Origin of the sequence: Chamaesiphon sp. (assembly GCF_041737865.1) — a bacterium.
Taxonomy (GTDB): domain Bacteria; phylum Cyanobacteriota; class Cyanobacteriia; order Cyanobacteriales; family Chamaesiphonaceae; genus Chamaesiphon.
On sequence record NZ_JBGSQZ010000148.1, the window covers coordinates 1 to 17,178 of the forward strand.

At 44.4% G+C, this 17,178-nt stretch carries 16 protein-coding genes and 1 pseudogene; 15 read left to right on the forward strand and 2 right to left on the reverse strand.

Translation table 11 applies throughout. The annotated features are described in order from the left end of the window. Nucleotides 1-160: 160 nt before the first annotated feature. Nucleotides 161-586, reverse strand: a complete 426-nt coding sequence (locus tag ACEW9J_RS11015) for a hypothetical protein (protein WP_373545166.1) — start codon at nucleotides 584-586, stop codon at nucleotides 161-163. A gap of 41 nt (nucleotides 587-627) precedes the next feature. On the opposite strand from ACEW9J_RS11015, the gene ACEW9J_RS11020 reads away from it, so the two are divergent. From ACEW9J_RS11020 to ACEW9J_RS11030, 3 genes are all read left to right on the forward strand, one after another. Next, a complete protein-coding gene (locus ACEW9J_RS11020) occupies nucleotides 628-756 on the forward strand; it encodes a hypothetical protein (RefSeq protein WP_373545167.1) in 129 nt (42 codons plus the stop codon). 92 nt (nucleotides 757-848) lie between these two features. Continuing rightward, a complete protein-coding gene (locus tag ACEW9J_RS11025) occupies nucleotides 849-1,610 on the forward strand; it encodes an HAD family hydrolase (protein WP_373545168.1) in 762 nt (253 codons plus the stop codon). Nucleotides 1,611-1,728: 118 nt separating this feature from the next. Continuing rightward, on the forward strand, nucleotides 1,729-2,235 hold the full coding sequence (locus ACEW9J_RS11030; RefSeq protein WP_373545169.1) for a nuclear transport factor 2 family protein: 507 nt from the start codon (nucleotides 1,729-1,731) through the stop codon (nucleotides 2,233-2,235). Nucleotides 2,236-2,265: 30 nt separating this feature from the next. Here the strand turns inward: ACEW9J_RS11030 and ACEW9J_RS11035 are convergent, their stop codons facing one another. Next, a complete protein-coding gene (locus ACEW9J_RS11035) occupies nucleotides 2,266-3,699 on the reverse strand; it encodes a PsbP-related protein (protein WP_373545170.1) in 1,434 nt (477 codons plus the stop codon). A 429-nt stretch (nucleotides 3,700-4,128) separates the two neighbouring features. On the opposite strand from ACEW9J_RS11035, the gene ACEW9J_RS11040 reads away from it, so the two are divergent. The 12 genes and pseudogenes from ACEW9J_RS11040 (at nucleotide 4,129) to cas3 (ending at nucleotide 17,151) form a co-directional block, all read left to right on the forward strand. Then, nucleotides 4,129-4,659 carry a COP23 domain-containing protein gene (locus tag ACEW9J_RS11040; protein ID WP_373545171.1) on the forward strand — a complete coding sequence of 177 codons (531 nt, stop codon included), beginning with the start codon at nucleotides 4,129-4,131 and terminating at the stop codon, nucleotides 4,657-4,659. Nucleotides 4,660-4,738: 79 nt separating this feature from the next. Then, a complete protein-coding gene (locus ACEW9J_RS11045) occupies nucleotides 4,739-5,476 on the forward strand; it encodes a serine protease (protein WP_373545172.1) in 738 nt (245 codons plus the stop codon). Nucleotides 5,477-5,559: 83 nt separating this feature from the next. Further along, nucleotides 5,560-6,285 (forward strand): ATP-dependent Zn protease, encoded by a 726-nt coding sequence (locus ACEW9J_RS11050; protein WP_373545173.1) that lies wholly within the window; start codon nucleotides 5,560-5,562, stop codon nucleotides 6,283-6,285. Nucleotides 6,286-6,420: 135 nt separating this feature from the next. Continuing rightward, nucleotides 6,421-8,022 carry an FkbM family methyltransferase gene (locus ACEW9J_RS11055; protein WP_373545174.1) on the forward strand — a complete coding sequence of 534 codons (1,602 nt, stop codon included), beginning with the start codon at nucleotides 6,421-6,423 and terminating at the stop codon, nucleotides 8,020-8,022. A gap of 744 nt (nucleotides 8,023-8,766) precedes the next feature. Then, the gene (gene acpP, locus ACEW9J_RS11060; RefSeq protein WP_373545175.1) at nucleotides 8,767-9,006 is read left to right on the forward strand and encodes an acyl carrier protein; all 240 of its coding nucleotides are present in this window, start codon (nucleotides 8,767-8,769) and stop codon (nucleotides 9,004-9,006) included. A gap of 110 nt (nucleotides 9,007-9,116) precedes the next feature. Next, entirely contained in the window at nucleotides 9,117-10,385 is a 1,269-nt protein-coding gene (gene fabF / locus ACEW9J_RS11065; protein ID WP_373545176.1) for a beta-ketoacyl-ACP synthase II, read from the forward strand. A gap of 118 nt (nucleotides 10,386-10,503) precedes the next feature. Further along, nucleotides 10,504-11,697: pseudogene (locus tag ACEW9J_RS11070) on the forward strand (RNA-guided endonuclease InsQ/TnpB family protein); the annotation flags it as partial. A 136-nt stretch (nucleotides 11,698-11,833) separates the two neighbouring features. Continuing rightward, the gene (locus ACEW9J_RS11075) at nucleotides 11,834-11,890 is read left to right on the forward strand and encodes a hypothetical protein (protein WP_373545220.1); all 57 of its coding nucleotides are present in this window, start codon (nucleotides 11,834-11,836) and stop codon (nucleotides 11,888-11,890) included. Nucleotides 11,891-11,944: 54 nt separating this feature from the next. Next, complete coding sequence (locus tag ACEW9J_RS11080) at nucleotides 11,945-12,154, forward strand: hypothetical protein (RefSeq protein ID WP_373545177.1); 210 nt, start codon at nucleotides 11,945-11,947, stop codon at nucleotides 12,152-12,154. 330 nt (nucleotides 12,155-12,484) lie between these two features. Then, complete coding sequence (locus ACEW9J_RS11085; protein ID WP_373545178.1) at nucleotides 12,485-12,865, forward strand: response regulator; 381 nt, start codon at nucleotides 12,485-12,487, stop codon at nucleotides 12,863-12,865. A gap of 46 nt (nucleotides 12,866-12,911) precedes the next feature. Then, on the forward strand, nucleotides 12,912-14,927 hold the full coding sequence (locus ACEW9J_RS11090) for a response regulator (protein ID WP_373545179.1): 2,016 nt from the start codon (nucleotides 12,912-12,914) through the stop codon (nucleotides 14,925-14,927). A 16-nt stretch (nucleotides 14,928-14,943) separates the two neighbouring features. Further along, nucleotides 14,944-17,151: a CRISPR-associated helicase Cas3' gene (gene cas3 / locus ACEW9J_RS11095; RefSeq protein WP_373545180.1), complete on the forward strand. Its 2,208-nt coding sequence runs from the start codon at nucleotides 14,944-14,946 to the stop codon at nucleotides 17,149-17,151. The last annotated feature ends 27 nt before the right edge of the window (nucleotides 17,152-17,178 follow it).

Here is a 17,178-nt window from a genome sequence, read left to right on the forward strand (position 1 = left end):
AGAGTGGGGTTGCGATCATGATTCCAGTGGCGATGTTTTTTGCTAAAACAATTTTCCCACTGTGGAGATCCCTCCCTTTTCTTCTCTTTTACCACTTTCTACTCCCTGTAACCGTTTCAGGAGTTTTCTGCACCACTAAGGCTCGGTTGTTCGATTTCCATCAAATCGGCTCTAATCGATCGATTCGCCCCAATTTAAGAAGATCGATGACTGTCTGCGTAACTTTAGCTCCTAGTCCCTTAAACAAATTTCTTAGCTGTGATGGGTTAAGAAGTTCAATTACCTGCGTTACAGCTTCGGCTTTAGCTCGAAGAGATACTTCATCATTTTCTAGTACTGTTTGTACATACTCAACTGGTTCCAATTCAGTCAAACTCTCCCAATCAGAGAGTAGAGAGTTGGGTATTTCATCTGTAGTCGATTTGAAAGGGTCAATGGTGCTACATAGAGCTTTTAATAGCACCATTGACCCTTGTTTGAAATCCTCACCTAATAGCTTGAACAGATGAGTGAGATTGGATTTGGAGCATTCAACCAATCTAGCTAAATTCTCTCTAGTCAGGGTACCCGCTCGATGTAGTCTCATTATTGCCTCAGTAATCCGCACCTTCAGTTGTCGATCGGGTGATGCTGCTGTTAGACAAATATCGATCCACCCAAGTATTTGATGAAGAGACTGATGTATTACCCGTGCCTGAATTTGCCAAAGATTTTCAGCTCACATTAGGCGATTTATTTGGATGGCTGCGCGATTGAATTAGAGTTTTTGGTGGCGACTTACAGCGGTTTGCGTAGAGGTGCCCTTTACGGATATCCTAGAACAGTGATAACAACAAAACCCGACTCCTGTGATAGATAGTCTACCTTTAACACCAGCAAGACTGACAGATATTCGGCTGATTGCCACAGATATCGATGGTACCCTGACTCGTGAGGGAAAATTTACCACGGAGCTGCTAGAAGCGATCGAGCGAGTCAACACCAAGGGGATAAAATTACTACTAGTTACTGGTAGATCTGCGGGTTGGGTGAGTGCTGTCAATAATTATCTCCCTGTGGCAGGTGCGATTGCCGAAAATGGGGGACTATATTTTAATGGCGATGGTGACTTCGATTTGATGACGCGGCTCGAAAGTATCGAGGAGCATCGCGCACAGTTGGCAAATCGGTTTTATCAATTGCAATCGCGTTATCCCCAAATTGCTGAATCAAGCGATAATCAGTTTCGGATTACCGATTGGACATTTGATTTAGCTGGTTTGAGCGATTTAGAATTAGATGAAATTGCCACTCAGTGCCAACAATGGGGTTATAGTTTTACTTTTAGTACGATCCAATGTCATATTAAGCCGCAGCGTCAAGATAAAGGAGTAGCGATTTTACAGGTACTCAAACAGTATTTTCCGCAGATTAACCCGACACAGATGATTACTGTCGGCGATAGTCCAAATGATGCTAGTATGTTCGATCGAGAGTTGTTTCCACACTCAGTTGGTGTCGCTAATATCGAGCACTACATCACCCAATTACCACATCAGCCCCAGTATCTCACCCAATTACCAGAAGTAGCCGGATTTTGTGAATTAGTAAATGTATTGACACGAATGTAGATTAGTCATGCTACTATCGAACCTAGACTAATCTTAACTATCAAAATTTCACTAATTTTAGGAACTTTTGAGCAAACGGGTACGTCATTCGGGGCAAAGCAGTTAATTAATATTACAAATGGTTCTTTCATTTACTAGAGGTTCGCTCATTTCAACTGCTTTGATTTCAATGGCGATCGTCGCGATCGCACCTGCACAAGCGGATATTAATTCAAAAGTTCAGCCAATTATCCAAACAAACTACAATCAAATTAATGCTGCCTTCATTCGTAAAGATATTAAAGGAGCCACAGCACTATTTACTCAAGATTATGTAAGTATTAACCCTGAAGGTGGGAAACAGACACTCACAGAATTTCGCGAACATTATAATAGTTTATTCACTCGTTTTAATATTAAGTTAACGTCCAATAAAGCAACGATTAAAACGATCGATACCAATACTGGCGGCATCGATGTAGCGATCGAGCAAAAGACAGAGGGTACTATTGCTGGCTTTAATAAAATTGTTATCGATCAAACATCTCGCGATCTGTGGTTGAAAACGCCTCAGGGATGGCGACTAAAACAAAGTAAAATTTTAACTAGCCAGACTACTTTTAATGGACAAACTTTTAAAGGTTAGCTATTGCTAAAATTGATTTAATTGATGAATTTAGTTCATCTCAAAAGAATCGATCGTCCTCAGCGCAGTTGCCAAGAATTGATAATATCGAGTTGGTTCGGCTTTGTATGTTAATATATAAGCCTTACCACGATCGATCGTCCAAACTTCGAGATGCTCGATCGGGAGTGAATTTTCATCTTTTCCTGTATACACAACCAAATTTGCTCGTCTTTTTGCTAAAATAGTCGAATTGGATTCAATAATTTTAGCACCTTGGTAATATTTATTAATCTCAGCGATCGTCGATCGAGTATAACTTGCTAAAGTAGTCTGAGGATTCGTTAAGTTTTCGATTCGGATCGAGATATTTTCTCGATATTTAGTAGAGTTGGGATTAGTAAACATAACATTTTCTCCCGTAACGATGTTGTGAATGTCCTGCTGATGCCAATTAGCAGGATATTTGACTGAGATCTTCGCTGTTTTATCTACGTAGCTGTTCCAAATGCCACTATTGGTTACAGCTGGCGACTTAATTGTTGTTACTGATGATAAGACTTGAGGCTGATTTGCCGATGTAAATAATTTTACTCCACCAAATCCTAGTAATAAGGTGGTGATAGCAGCACCAATGATTAACTGAGATTTGAGCGGATGAGATTTAGGCGGTAGCTGAGTCAGCTCAAAAGATTTGAGATCTTGTAATACCTCGGATGCCGAGCGATAACGATTACGATAGTCAGGACGTACCATTCTATTGATGATTTCGATTAACTTTTGGTTAATGGTTACTTCATCGCGCCACTTTAATTCATAACTATATGAATCTTTTTCAATTGGGAATTTACCAGTCAGAGCTTGAATTGCAATTGTCCCAACTGCATAAATGTCACTATTAAAATGCGATACATTTTGTTCCTGCTCGTAGGAAGTATAACTCGGATCGTTGAGGTTATGCGTCTCATAATGCGGCGGATACCAAGTATTCCCCAGATCTCGAACAGCACTAAAACTAATTAATGTTAACCTACTATTATCCTGGCGACGAATAATATGCTGGGGACTAATATTTTGATGAATATATTTGAGCGGATGAATAAAAGATAAGATTTCGATTAGCTCGATTAAAAAAGATAATACCTGCGCCTGACTCCAAGTTGAGCCTGGAGTTAGTTCTTGAATGAGTAATTCACCATCAATATATTCATAAACTAGATATTTATGACCATCTGCTTCAAATTTAGCAACTAATGAGGGAATTTGGGAGTGCTGTCCAACTCGATGTGAGATCGTTCCTTGAACATCAAATGATTGTTCGATTAGTGGTAAAAATATCGGATCGAGATTGTCATAGGTGAGCTGTTTGACTAGATAAAATGGGGAATCGATCGAGTCTAAGTCTTTTGCTAAATAAGTAGTCCCTGACTTACCCGTACCTAAAACTTTAAGGATATTGTAATGATAAATTATTTGGTTGAGCATACGAACTGAGATTAGTAACCCACGGCGGAAAAGGTCGAGTCTGACTGAGGATAAAAGACGACGCTCTGGTAGAGCTAGTGCTTAGATAATACTACTCCCTTCCTGTGATAAGATTATGAGCTATAAACCCTTACAGGATAAGCTTTATAGCGGCTAAACACCTATACTCTTGTGCCGGAAAGGGAGTAAGCATATATTTGCAAAAAATGCTGCGATCGCGATCGCAAGTTGAATAAGACATTTAGCTGATTTTGCGAGGTCAGATTCAGTATTTTTACGGTATGGAGTTAATCAGAATACATTCTAACTACCCCTATAATAGGTGATAAATTAAAAACGATCGAATCGCTGTGCAGCTTGGTGTTGACGACTCATCGCGATACCACTGCAAAAGCCCTGAAACAATTGCACCCACCCGTGACATTTAGAATGCTATCCCCAATCCATAAATTTGCTGGTGTTTTCATCCTGGGTACGATCCTCGCAATCGTGCCCCCATCCTCACCGCCGAGCCTAGCTCAATCGAGTCGCAAGTTTAGCTGTGAATTAGTTGGTGAAGTGCCTACTACAGTCGTCCGCACAGTCAGGGGTAGTATCCCGATGATTCATTGGGTCAAGTCCTTTACGGGGCGATACAATAGTGTGAGTCAACGCTGCGACGAAGTATCTACTAGGCTCGATCGATTCAATCGCGATAGTAAGTTAAGATTTATTCGGACTGGCAACGTCAATAGCTATCCGGTGCTGTGTGTCGATACGGGCGTAAGTGGAAATACTTGTCCCAAGACTAGTGTATTGGTAACACTTCCTAGAGGTACTGATTCTGCGGTGATGCTCCAACAGATGCTCGATCTGCGCGCGCGGGCTTCGGGACGCATTATTCAATTGAGTGGGGAACAATTAATTAGATATCGCAATGGCGATGCTTATGTTAGTATCGATCGACTATTAGCAAAATAGTCATCCATAATTTTCACCATTCCTCAATGCTCCCCCCTACTTCACCTCTACCTCAGCATCGAACGATTAGCGCGAACAAATGAAATTGCGTCAAAATAATCTAACTAGCTGGGTAGTAAATATCATCACAATCGTGGCTGCGGGAGGCTTTATCGGTCGCATCCTCTGGCAGATATTGATGCCAAATGTGAGTGAGATTGCCAAAACAGTCACAGTGCGGATTGATGGTGCAAATAGTGGTTCTGGAGTGCTAATCGAGGATCGGGGTGTTGGCGCATCTCCCCTAGAGCATCGATATATCGTTTTGAGTAATTGGCATGTAGTCAGTCTATTACCCACCCCTAAATCATTTACGATTCGGACTAGGGATGGACAAAAACATCTAGTCCCCACGAGCAAGATCGTCAGAGTAGGGAAGCTAGATTTAGCTATTTTAGAATTCCAGAGTCGTTATCGTTATCCAGTCGCCGCAATTGGTAATTCCGACAAGTTGACTGAGGGCGAAACACTATATGTATCTGGCTGGGCAGATCCTAGCCCGACACTACCGACTCGAACATATCAGTTTTTGGTCGGCAATCTATCGGGACGAATCGATCGCCAGCACGAGCGCGATGGTTATACTCTAATATATACAGTTAATGCCTTACCAGGCATGAGTGGTGGGCCAGTACTCGACAATCGGGGGAATTTAGTTGGGATTAACGGACGCGCCACAGTAGACTTACGTACTGGTACAGTCAGCTCGGTACTCGGCATCGATATCGCTCGCTATCTCCGCGCCAGTGGCAATTTACCCCGTCACAATCGTAAATAAATCTCCTGCGAAAGTCAGGTGTTAGGCTTTAGGCTTTAGGCTTTAGTTCCCGCACCATTCACCATTCACCATTTTCACTATTGATGAATTCCAACAATCCAACCGAACAAATCTCCTTTAATTTAGTAGCAATATGTGTATTTGGGATGACGGTATCTAGTTTAGTCGCACCCCTACTCAATATTTCTTCTACAGTACCGATTTTAGGTATTTTTGCGATCGTTGTTGGAGCGACTGTAGATAACTTTTTCCTCAAAAGTACGGCAGCTACCCTAATTATTGATGCAATCGCTGGTACTAATCCAGAATATCGCCAACGAATTATCAATCATGAAGCCGGACATTTTTTAGTTGCTTATCTACTCGATATTCCGATTACTGGATATACACTCAGCGCGTGGGAATCGATGAAAGTAGGGCAGTTAGAACAGGGTGGAGTGATGTTTACGCCGCCACAGACAGACAAATCAGATCGACTACTACAACAACATTATTTTACTGTCTGCATGGCGGGAATTGCTGCGGAAAAATTGATGTCTGTTGGTAAGTCTTCGCAAACCGAGAATCAATCTCAAGGCGGTAGCGAAGATCGCCAAAAAATCCGGCAGATCTTGTTGTTAGCAGGTAAACAGCAACAGGAAATAGTCAACCAGGAAAATTTAGCCACACTCCAAGCTAAAACTCTAATTCAAACACATTGGTCAGCCTATCAAGCTCTAGTTCTCTCCATGACGGAACGTGCTAGTGTTGCCGAGTGTTGTGATACGATTGAATCCCATAGTTATAAACAGTTGATAGTTGATAATTGACAGCTTGCGATTCACCATCCACCATTCACCATTCACTCCCTACCCTAAATGTCTAGCTTGGGTTCGTTCCATGGTCGGGAAACCCGACCGGACAAACTCCGCAATTTGACACTACTTTAAATTAATAATATGGTGATGGATTTCGATCCCAAAACTGCGTACTTAGAATATGTCAAACATAATCGAGTCGAAATCTCCCCGACAGCAACTGGGCAACTCACTGAGATTTTAGATGATTGTCAGTGGGAGGAACCTCAAACAGCCTTAGATTGGAATAATTTAGCCGTCGCCGCCTTAGTTGCCGCCGAAAGCTGCGATAACTCCCTAGCACATGGATTGTATGTCGAAATCGCTTTTGATGCGGTACAAGCCGGATCTGAGTTGAACCAGCACCCTTTGTGTGCTGCACATCTAGCCTTACTCAACTGTATGTTGGGTAATTATAGTGAAGCTGCCCAGATTGCCTTTAGTGCCTTTATTAATAATCTCCAACCTACTTATACCGCAGCAGAAATCGCGCCTGGAATTGTTTATATTCCGCCCTTGACATGCACTCATATCACTAATGGTAGAAGCGAACAACTCCAACGGATATTAAATACAGAAAATGGCTATGCTCAAGCCATGCTTTTACTATCCGAGGTACTTTGCCGTACTCAAATTACGCTAGATAATCATACTGGAATCCGGTTGTTACATTTAATCAATCAACTCATGCCAGATCTGATTTTTCCGAATATTAGACTCGGAATTTATAGCATTGGAGATCGAGAATTAGAAGGATTAGTTTATCTACATCGGGCTGGTGACTTAGCTTTAGATCATCCGACTATTTTGCAAGCATTATATCTAGCTTATCGAGATTTAGAACAGCCAGAAGTAGCTAGTTATTGGCAACAAGTGGGCTGGGATTATGGTCGTCAGCGATTGGATAAAAACCCCTGGCGGTGGACACATTTAGCGATCGATAGTCCGTGGACTTATATCCCATTTGGTGGTGGTATTTCTCCCATTGAGCGGCGAGATATTTCATTAGCAGTACCTGCTAGTCTCCAGAGTCCGACCACTCGATGTTTACTCGCTCAAGGGGATTGGTTCGAGCGAGAACTAGAGTTTTGGCGACAATATCTTCAACCTGGAATGAACGTCATCGACATCGGTGCCAATGTGGGGATCTATACTTTTAGTGCCGCACACAGAGTTGGTAAAAATGGAATAGTATATGCGATCGAACCATTTAGTGAATCGATCGATCTTCTGAACGAAACTTGTCGGATCGATGAAATTAAAAATGTCCAGGTTTTTAAAAATGCTATGAGCGATCGCAATGGTAATGCTCACTTAGTTTTGCAGACTAGTAGCGAACTCAACTATCTAGCCGCAGTCGCTCCGAATGAGTCAGCAACTCAAACAGAAGAAGTTATCTGCATGACTCTCGATACATTTATCGAGCAAACAGGCATCGAGCGATTAGAGATAATCAAAATCTCCACCGAAGGTAGTGAACTCGCAATCCTCAGCGGCGGCGAACAAACTCTGGCTAAATTTGCACCGACGATTATTTATAATAGTTACACCAGTAAAGGCATCAATTTAGCCGTCGCTCAATATCTACTCGATCGAGATTATGAACTATTTCGCTATCAACCCTATTTACAGCAACTAATCCCCCTAGTTAGTGAATCTGATTTTACCGAAGTAATCAAAGCGATCGCAATTCCAAAAGTACAAGGTTAGGGATTAGGGATTAGGGATTAGGGATTAGGGTTTAGGGATTAGGTTTTAGGTTTTAGGTTTTAGGCTTTAGGGTACCCCTGTTAAGGTAAGTTTACTCACATCTTGCACCAATACGTAGAGACTAGTGAAAGCATAGATCTGAGGGTACCCACAAGGGGCACCCCTACAGGTTAATTGTGTAGGGGTGCCCCTTATGGGTACCCTGGATCTATACTAAGCAATAGTATATTCAAACTGGTGCAAGATGTGAGTTTATCTACGATCGGATGACTTTGATAGCGATTGCGCTCAGACGCAGGCTGTGCTCAACGGCAGAGTATCGCCAACAACGATTACCCAATACTAGTAATCCAAAGTCCAAGCACTAATGCGAAGCGCGCTCCGCTTCCCACAAATCAATCCTTACGCAGGAGAGTTTGAGAGGCGGCGTTCCGCCTCTCAACGGGGGGTCTGGGGGTCGGAACCCCCAGATCCGGGTTCTGTCCCCGCCAATAAAATCCGCAACCCGCAAGTTCTCTTCGTTTGCCGATAAGCAATACAAGCACCCCGAACAACTAGCAACACAAAACCCACTATGCTGCTATCGTGCATTTTCATATAAGATGTAGAGTGCCATTGGCGTACCCCCAAAGTCCAAAGTGCCATCTCTTCTCCGGCTTTACCGGACTAACAAGAAGCAAAGCAGGGAACAGAATCGGGTACGATCGCCTTAATTATCATTATTCACGTCAACCAGGAACTTATATGAGCGTAGATGTATTGGCTAAAGTACAAGCCGTAATTGCAGATAAATTGGAAGTAGACGCCAGCAAAATCACTCCCGAAGCCAATTTCACCGACGATCTCGGAGCCGACTCCCTCGATGTCGTCGAACTGGTAATGGCACTAGAAGAAGAATTCGATGTCGAAATTCCCGACGAAGAAGCCGAAAAACTCCAAACAGTTCAATCTGTAGTTGACTATATCAACACCAAACAAAGCTAGTACCGCTACGCGGAAATCATGATATGCGGTGCCGCGATGCGGAGACTTCCTCCGCATGAGCACAGCCCCTATCTATCCCCACACCCCACATCTCATCTCTGACATCCACCATGGCAAATTCCGATCCGCAAGGACAGCACAGCTATCGCAAACGTGTAGTTATTACTGGTTTAGGGGCAATCACGCCCATTGGCAACACCTTAGCTGAATATTGGGAAGGCTTAGTGAGTGGGCGGAATGGGATTGGCATGATTACCCACTTTGACGCATCAAAACACGATTGTCGAATTGCTGGAGAACTCAAAAATTTTGATCCACTCCTGTATCTAGAAAAAAAAGCTGCCAAACGGATGGATAGGTTTGCTCAACTGGCTGTCTGCGCCACCAAGCAAGCAATCGTCGATTCGGGCTTGACGATCGATAGTACCAATGCCGATCGAGTCGGTGTTACCATCGGTACGGGGATCGGCGGTCTCAAAATCCTCGAAGACCAACAAGAAATCTATCTCACCAAAGGGCCGAGCCGTTGTAGTCCCTTCATGATTCCGATGATGATCGCGAATATGGCAGCCGGACTCGTCGCGATCGAAATCGGTGCCAAAGGCCCCAACTGTTGTACCGTAACTGCCTGTGCAGCAGGTGCAAACGCGATCGGTGAAGCATTTAGACTAATTCAGGGGGACTACGCCACAGCGATGATTTGCGGCGGTACAGAAGCAGCAATTACACCGCTGGGCATCGCCGGATTTGCCGCTTGCAAAGCAGTCTCCACTCGCAACGACGACCCCCTCCACGCTTGTCGCCCCTTTGATACTGGACGCGATGGATTTGTGATGGGAGAGGGTTCGGGCATCTTAGTATTAGAAGAACTCGAACACGCCGTAAATCGCGGCGCGAGAATCTATGCCGAAGTCGTCGGCTACGCCATGACCTGCGATGCGTATCACATGACCGGACAGACTCCTGGCGGGATCGACGCCGCCCGAGCGATGTCTCTGTGTCTCAAAGATGCCAGACTAGCACCTGAAGCCGTCAGCTATATCAACGCTCACGGTACCAGCACACCCATCAACGACCCCACCGAAACAGCCGCCATCAAAAAGGCTCTGGGCGACCATGCGTACAAGATCGCCGTCAGTTCTACCAAATCTATGACTGGACACCTCCTCGGCGGTGCAGGTGGAATCGAAGGCGTTGCTTCCGCCCTCGCCATCCATCACGGCATTATCCCCCCCACGATCAATCTCGAAAATCCCGAAGCAGGTTGCGATCTCGATTATGTCCCCCATGTCAGTCGCGCCGCCAATGTCGATGTCGTCCTCTCCAATTCCTTCGGTTTTGGCGGGCACAATGTCACCTTAGCATTTAAGAAATTCTAGTAAAATGGAACCGAACTTCTTCTGCAAGGGGTCGCCCGTTATATCCGAAGGATTAGCGGGTGGGGAATTGCGGTCATCCCTTCAGCTTGTAGGGGATGATTGCTGTTCGACATAAACCTTAGAACTTTTAAGAAGACATTGGAATTATTCATTAGGGCAGCGGTTAGACTATCTACGACGTACTCGCTCACAAATCGATAGGTGTTCGCTGGTCTCTGAGCCGATTGGTGACATTCCCGAACGGGTCAACTACTATACTCAGCAATCAGATCTCAAGCAAACGAAAGTCTTGTTTCCTGAATATCGACAGATTTGGGCAGAGTCACAGCAAGTAAATTTACAGCGGCTAAATAAAGCTTGGGAAAGATGGCTAATTCCTGATGCTAGTGGTAAGCGTGGTGGTCGCCCTCAGTTTAAAAAACCTGGGGAACTACGGTCATTTGTCTATCCTCGAATCAATAGTCTTAAAGCTGGGGCACATTTGATTGACGGAGTTTTGAAACTCTCAAAAATCGGTCAAATGAAAGTAGTAGTACATCGCCCATTACCAGATGGGTTTGTACTTAAAACTTGTGCGATAGTGAAGAAGGCTGATGGCTGGTATTGCTGTATTTCAATGCAGGATGATTCAGTCCCATCAACGATCCCTCTATCAGAGATTAAATCGGCTGTAGGTGCTGATGTTGGTTTGAAAGAGTTCTTGACAACCAGCGGAGGTGCGGCCGTTCCTATCCCACAGTTCTACCGAAAGGCTCAAGGTAAATTAGCTCGTCAGCAACGAAAATTAGCTAGAAAACAAAAGGGGTCACATCATCATACAAAACAACAAAATCGAATTGCTAGAATCCATCAACAAATTGGTAGACAGCGACAAAACTTTCATTACAACACCGCACACGATTTAGTCAAAAAATATGACTTAATCGCTGTTGAAGATCTCAATATTAAGGGATTGGCTAAAAGTCGTTTGAGCAAATCAATTCTAGATGCAGCGTGGGGAGCTTTTATCAATATTTTAAACGCAGTGGCGGTCAAACGCGGCGTTCATGTGTTGAAAGTCAATCCACATGGTACGAGTCAGAATTGTTCTAGTTGTGGCATAAAAGTTCCGAAAACATTATCTGTTCGTCTGCATGAATGTCCGAAATGTGGACTGAGTATGGATCGCGATGAAAATGCGGCGGTCAACATTCTCAATCGAGCATTAAACGAGGTGGGACTCATCTTGTCTGCGCGTGGAGGCTTCGGGGATACCCAGCCATTGAAGCGTGAAAACCTTGAAGGAAGTCCCCATCATACGCCCAAGCGTTGATGGTGGGTAACGTCACCAACGAACAAGCTCAAGGTCTTTATCGACTTTGCTATCGATTGACTAACGTAATTTATCCTGGCTGGCAATTTAGATCTATACAATACAACTTGTTAGAATTGATGAGCGGACGAAAAATGTGTACGTGATTGCAGGGGAAAGTGATTTTGAGATTAAGCCCACAGGAGGGTATTAGCGAAAAGTGCTCCACTTGGGGTTTCCCCAAGTGGAGCACCTTTTCAAGAGAGCCATGACATCACCTAATTATGAAACAATGGAGCTTGATGAGCTACGTCAATATATGCTTACCTATCGTGAAGATATTCAGGCTTTTCATGTGTATGTAGATCGATCTAAAGCGTCGGGACGGATGATAACGATCGATCCTACCGATCCTCAGTGGGAAGCAAATTTAGTCCAGAGAATTGAATCGCAAACATCTGGTGAAGCGAATAAATAGAAGATACAGCGGTTTGCGATCTAATCCACCACATCAAAAATCTGGAATGGTGCGTTACGGCTTGCGCCTAACACACCCTACCCTCTACTATTCCCTATTCCCTATCCCCTATCCCCTACCCTCTACCCTCTCATCAAAGTTAACCTCGGACTTTCACCGGAGATCTACTGTGCTCTGATTTGATAAAATTTCACAATCTATTTAGATTCGTCCCTGATAAATATGCGACGATCTAAGTAAGTAGGATTCGATCGATCCAGTATCGTCCAGCTTGGCGAGATAGGTGATAATCGTTTGCGACCGAGTGAGCATATTAGCAGAGGTAATAGTGTGAGTAATAAACGGATCTTAGTAGTTGATAACGAACCATCGATCCAAGAAGTTGCTCAAATTTGTCTAGAAACTGTAGCAGGTTGGGAGGTAAGTATTGCTGGTTCTGGATTAGAAGGATTAGCCACCGCCGAGCGGGAACAACCAGATGCGATTTTATTGGATGTGATGATGCCAGATATGGATGGTTTAGATACCTTCAGTCGGCTTCAAGCTAATCCATTCACGAAAGCGATTCCAGTGATTTTGCTGACTGCCAAAGTTCAAACAACCGATCGCCAAAACTATCAACAACTTGGGATTCGATCGACGATCGCCAAACCATTTAGTCCGTTAGAATTAGCCCAACAAATTGCGACAACTCTGGGCTGGAAACTCTAATATAGCTGAGGGTTGGTTGAGACAAGCATGATACCAGGTAGAGATCGTGAAGATTTTAGTAGTTGAAGACGATCGAGCAGTGGCTGAGGCACTCAAAATTATCCTCTCCGAACAGAAGTATGCTGTGGAGATTGCTAATGATGGACAAGCCGGATTAGACTTTATCGAAGCATTCGACTACGATCTGCTGCTGCTAGATGCGGTTTTGCCCAAGCTCGATGGGATTAGTATTTGTCGTCATGTGCGATCGCGTGGCTATATGATGCCGATTTTGCTGCTCACAAGTAAGGATAGCAAACACGATCGAGCGATTGGTTTAGATGCTGGCGCGGATGATTATGTCGTCAAACCTTTCGAGCCAGAAGAGTTGTGTGCCCGAATTCGCGCCCTGCTCAGACGCGGAAACGATCGCGCTCGCCCTGTCTTGACTTGGGAACATCTCACCCTCGATCCGCGCAACTACGAAGTCACTTACCAGCACCAACTCCTCAATCTCACCCCAAAGGAGTACTCCCTACTCGAACTTTTTCTGCGGTACAGTCGGCATTTATTTAGTTGTGGAGCGATTTTAGAGCACTTGTGGGCATATGAAGATGTACCGAGTGAAGAGGCTGTCCGCACTCATATTAAGGGACTCAGGCACAAACTCAAAGCCGCAGGTGCACCCACCAATTTTGTCGAAACCGTCTATGGCATGGGCTATCGACTCAAACAGGGCGAACCTGTAGTATACAGACAAGTCCGATCGAAAGATCGCCAGATCGGGCTGGAAACCTCAGTAGATGCGCCAGTAGCGACGCCACTACCACGATTTGCGCGGGGAGAGGCTCCAGGTGCTAGTGTTACGTCGGAAGTCTCCGCGATCCCCAACTTTCTCACCGAGATCTGGAACCGACATTACGCGCAAATGCTCGATCGAGTAGCCACGATCGAGCGAGCCATTGTCGCACTCCAAGATCTGTCATTGACTCCCGAAATCCGCCACCAAGCTTGGCACTCCGCACACAATCTCGCTGGTGCTTTAGGTACCTTTGGCTTACCACTGGGTTCCCAAGTCGCCAGACAAATTGAATTAGTACTGGCTCTAAATACCGCGCTCACTCCCGCCCAGATTCCCCAGTTGCAAAGCGGAGTAGACAAATTACGGCAAGAGATTACCAGTAAAAAACCCGTGGATGGGCAAGATGGAATCGGCGGGGATGGGGCGACGGGGGATCGGCACGGCGATCGATCGCCGTGGTTGCTTGTCATCACTGCGGAGACAGATTTAGCCTCATCTTTAATATCTACCAATCCAGGTAGTTTTGAGATTGTCGGTGCGACTGAGTTAGTATCTAGTCAATTAGATCGAGCACCAGAGGCGATTGTCCTCGATCTAGACTGTTTCCCACAAATTACCGCCGGGTTAGCTGTATTATCTGAATTAGAGCGGGATTATCCAAATATTCCCGTTGTGGCGATTAGTCAACCCCACCACTCGGTATCCGAACGAACATTGAGTGCCAATGGCACTCAACGGCTGCGTCAACGCATCGAAGTTGCGCGTAGGGGTGCCAGACTATTTCTCTCGAAACCGATGCCCGCCGGAGAGATTTTGCTGGCTGTCGATCGAGTTATCCAGCAAGCTCGTACCGTTGGTGGAGTCTCTGTGCAGAAGCAGCAAGTCAGAGTGACGATCGTCGATGACGATCGAGCGATCCTAGAAGGAGTCAGTGCCCTATTATCGCTACAGGGGATGACAGTGACGACACTATCCGAACCCCGCCGCTTTTGGGAAACGCTGGAGGCTTCCACCCCCGATTTATTGATTCTCGATTTGGATATGCCCACCCACGACGGGATCGATCTGTGTCGGGCGGTACGCACCGATCCACGGTGGGCGATGCTACCGATTCTATTTCTCACCGCTCACGCCGAAGCCATCGCTAGCAATCGAGTTTTTGCCGCTGGTGCCGATGATTTTGTCACTAAACCCGTCGTTGATGCTACCCTAGTTACCCGCATCATCAATCGACTCGATCGGATCGGATTTGGGAGATCTCTGAATCAAATCGACGGCTAACAGCTATGCTCTACTTATGAAATATCGATTCAATGCTCACACGCCCAGCAAGGGTGAAGATCGATGGCATCAACTCAAGGATCATTTGGCTAAAGTTGCCAATTTAACTGAGGAGTTTGCGAATAAATTAAATGCGGGAAAACTCGGAAAATATGCTGGATTATGGCACGATCTGGGTAAGTACAATCCTGGCTTTCAGCAGTATTTAGATGAATGTGCATCAGGTAATAAACATCCAAAAAGTGTTCCTCATGCCTTATATGGTGCTAAATTAGCTCTCCAGCTTTTACCACCATTAGCACCGATTATTTATGGACATCATGCTGGATTGCCAGAGACTAGTAAGCTTAGATATAGTATTGCAAACCCCGATCGAGAAGCAACTTATTTAACTAGTCTGAAAGCCGCAGCAGCAGACGGAATCAAATTAACAGCCGATCTAGATTTAAAAGAAATTCTGGCTGACTTTAAGGAACCGTTGAGTTATGAGTTATTTATCAGACTATTATTTTCCTGTTTACTGGATGCAGACTATTTAGACACTGAATCTCATTTTGATATTCAACAATCGCTATTGAGAAAACCAGCAGCAATTGTATCAGAACTATGGGAGAAACTAGAAAACAGCCAAAAACAACTATTAGCAAATACAGCCACAGAGCAAACAGATGTCAATCGAATTCGGGCTGAAGTTTATCAATATTGTATCGATCGAGCAGAGGAAGATCGAGGTGTATTTAGATTAGCAGTGCCAACTGGTGGTGGGAAAACTCGCAGTGGATTAGCCTTCGCACTTAAACACGCTGTTAAGCACAAAATAGATCGAGTAATTATCGCCGTCCCTTATACCAGCATTATTGAGCAGACAGTTGGGGTATATCGCGAAATCTTTGGCAATGAAGCAATTTTAGAACATCACAGCGCGACGAAAACAACAGTAGATGATGAGGATGCTAAAGCAGCCCAAGCACAAGCACGATTAGCTACTCAAAACTGGAATGCACCATTAATTGTAACTACTACAGTCCAACTATTCGAGAGCTTATTTCATAATAAGACTAGCCGCTGTCGAAAGTTACATAATATTGTGAATAGTGTAATTATATTGGATGAGGTGCAGACTTTACCGATTAGATTATTAGAGCCGATCGTGAGTGTTCTGCAAGAACTAGTCGATCGATATAATGTCACAGTTATTCTCTGTACTGCTACCCAACCAGCATTGGAAGGTGAGAATCCTTATCTCAAGGGATTTCCTAGCATCAAAGATATTATCCCACCTCATATAGCCACAGACCATTTTCGACAACTCAGTCGTGTAAATTATCAAATATCTGTAAATGCTTGGAATTGGGCTGATGTTGTCGCAGATGCAGGTGATAACAAACAGGGTTTGGTAATTCTCAATACTCGTAAAGACGCTTTAGATTTGCTAAAGGAATTTACAGAAACATTCGAGCAAAAAGAGTCAATATTTCATCTTTCTACCTTGCTCTGTGGTACACATCGGCGCAAAGTTTTAGACGAAGTTCGATCGAGACTAAAAACAGATCTTCCTTGTTGGTTAATTTCTACTCAAGTCGTAGAAGCAGGTGTAGATCTAGATTTTCCCTTAGTATATCGAGCATTGGGGCCACTCGATCGGATCGTTCAAGCCGCAGGTAGATGCAATCGGGAAGGTAAACTGAAAAATAGTGCAGGTAAGCTAGACAAAGGAAGAGTAGTTATCTTCGAGCCTCAAGATGGCAAAACTCCCCAGGGTGAATATGCTACGGCGGTTGCGCTGACAAAGAATTTAATTGGGCAAAATCCAGATTTTAACGATCCAAGTATATTTCAATCTTATTTCAGGGAACTATATCAAGGTGTAGATACTACAGATGGAAAGGAGGTACAAAAATATCGAGCGGTACTCAACTACCCAGAGACAGCCACAAAATTCCAACTTATTCAGGATATCACTCATCCCGTTGTCATAGCCTATGACGACAAGGCGAGGAAGCTGCTCAAAAACATTGAACGGTACGGAGCGAAGTTTACTAATTATCAGGCTCTTCAGCCTTATTTAGTGAGCTTACGCGATCGAGAATTCAAGCAGTCAGTAGATCTGCGACGAGAAATTAGCCCTGGAATTTGGCTCTGGGAAGGCGATTATGACGAGGTAACAGGTATCAGTATCGGCGCAAATGCGATCGTTCGCGATCCGGCGGATTTAATTTTATAGTCTAGTCAGCGGTTCAAACCGCTGCTC

Bases quoted from the DNA above. Each gene is read 5' to 3' on its own strand.
- ACEW9J_RS11040 (WP_373545171.1), top strand. From the start codon at position 4,129: ATGCTATCCCCAATCCATAAATTTGCTGGTGTTTTCATCCTGGGTACG.
- acpP (WP_373545175.1), top strand. From the start codon at position 8,767: ATGAGCGTAGATGTATTGGCTAAAGTACAAGCCGTAATTGCAGATAAA.
- fabF (WP_373545176.1), top strand. From the start codon at position 9,117: ATGGCAAATTCCGATCCGCAAGGACAGCACAGCTATCGCAAACGTGTA.
- ACEW9J_RS11080 (WP_373545177.1), top strand. From the start codon at position 11,945: ATGACATCACCTAATTATGAAACAATGGAGCTTGATGAGCTACGTCAA.
- ACEW9J_RS11045 (WP_373545172.1), top strand. From the start codon at position 4,739: ATGAAATTGCGTCAAAATAATCTAACTAGCTGGGTAGTAAATATCATC.
- ACEW9J_RS11035 (WP_373545170.1), bottom strand. From the start codon at position 3,699: ATGCTCAACCAAATAATTTATCATTACAATATCCTTAAAGTTTTAGGT.
- cas3 (WP_373545180.1), top strand. From the start codon at position 14,944: ATGAAATATCGATTCAATGCTCACACGCCCAGCAAGGGTGAAGATCGA.
- ACEW9J_RS11055 (WP_373545174.1), top strand. From the start codon at position 6,421: ATGGATTTCGATCCCAAAACTGCGTACTTAGAATATGTCAAACATAAT.
- ACEW9J_RS11020 (WP_373545167.1), top strand. From the start codon at position 628: ATGCTGCTGTTAGACAAATATCGATCCACCCAAGTATTTGATGAAGAG.
- ACEW9J_RS11015 (WP_373545166.1), bottom strand. From the start codon at position 586: ATGAGACTACATCGAGCGGGTACCCTGACTAGAGAGAATTTAGCTAGA.
- ACEW9J_RS11030 (WP_373545169.1), top strand. From the start codon at position 1,729: ATGGTTCTTTCATTTACTAGAGGTTCGCTCATTTCAACTGCTTTGATT.
- ACEW9J_RS11050 (WP_373545173.1), top strand. From the start codon at position 5,560: ATGAATTCCAACAATCCAACCGAACAAATCTCCTTTAATTTAGTAGCA.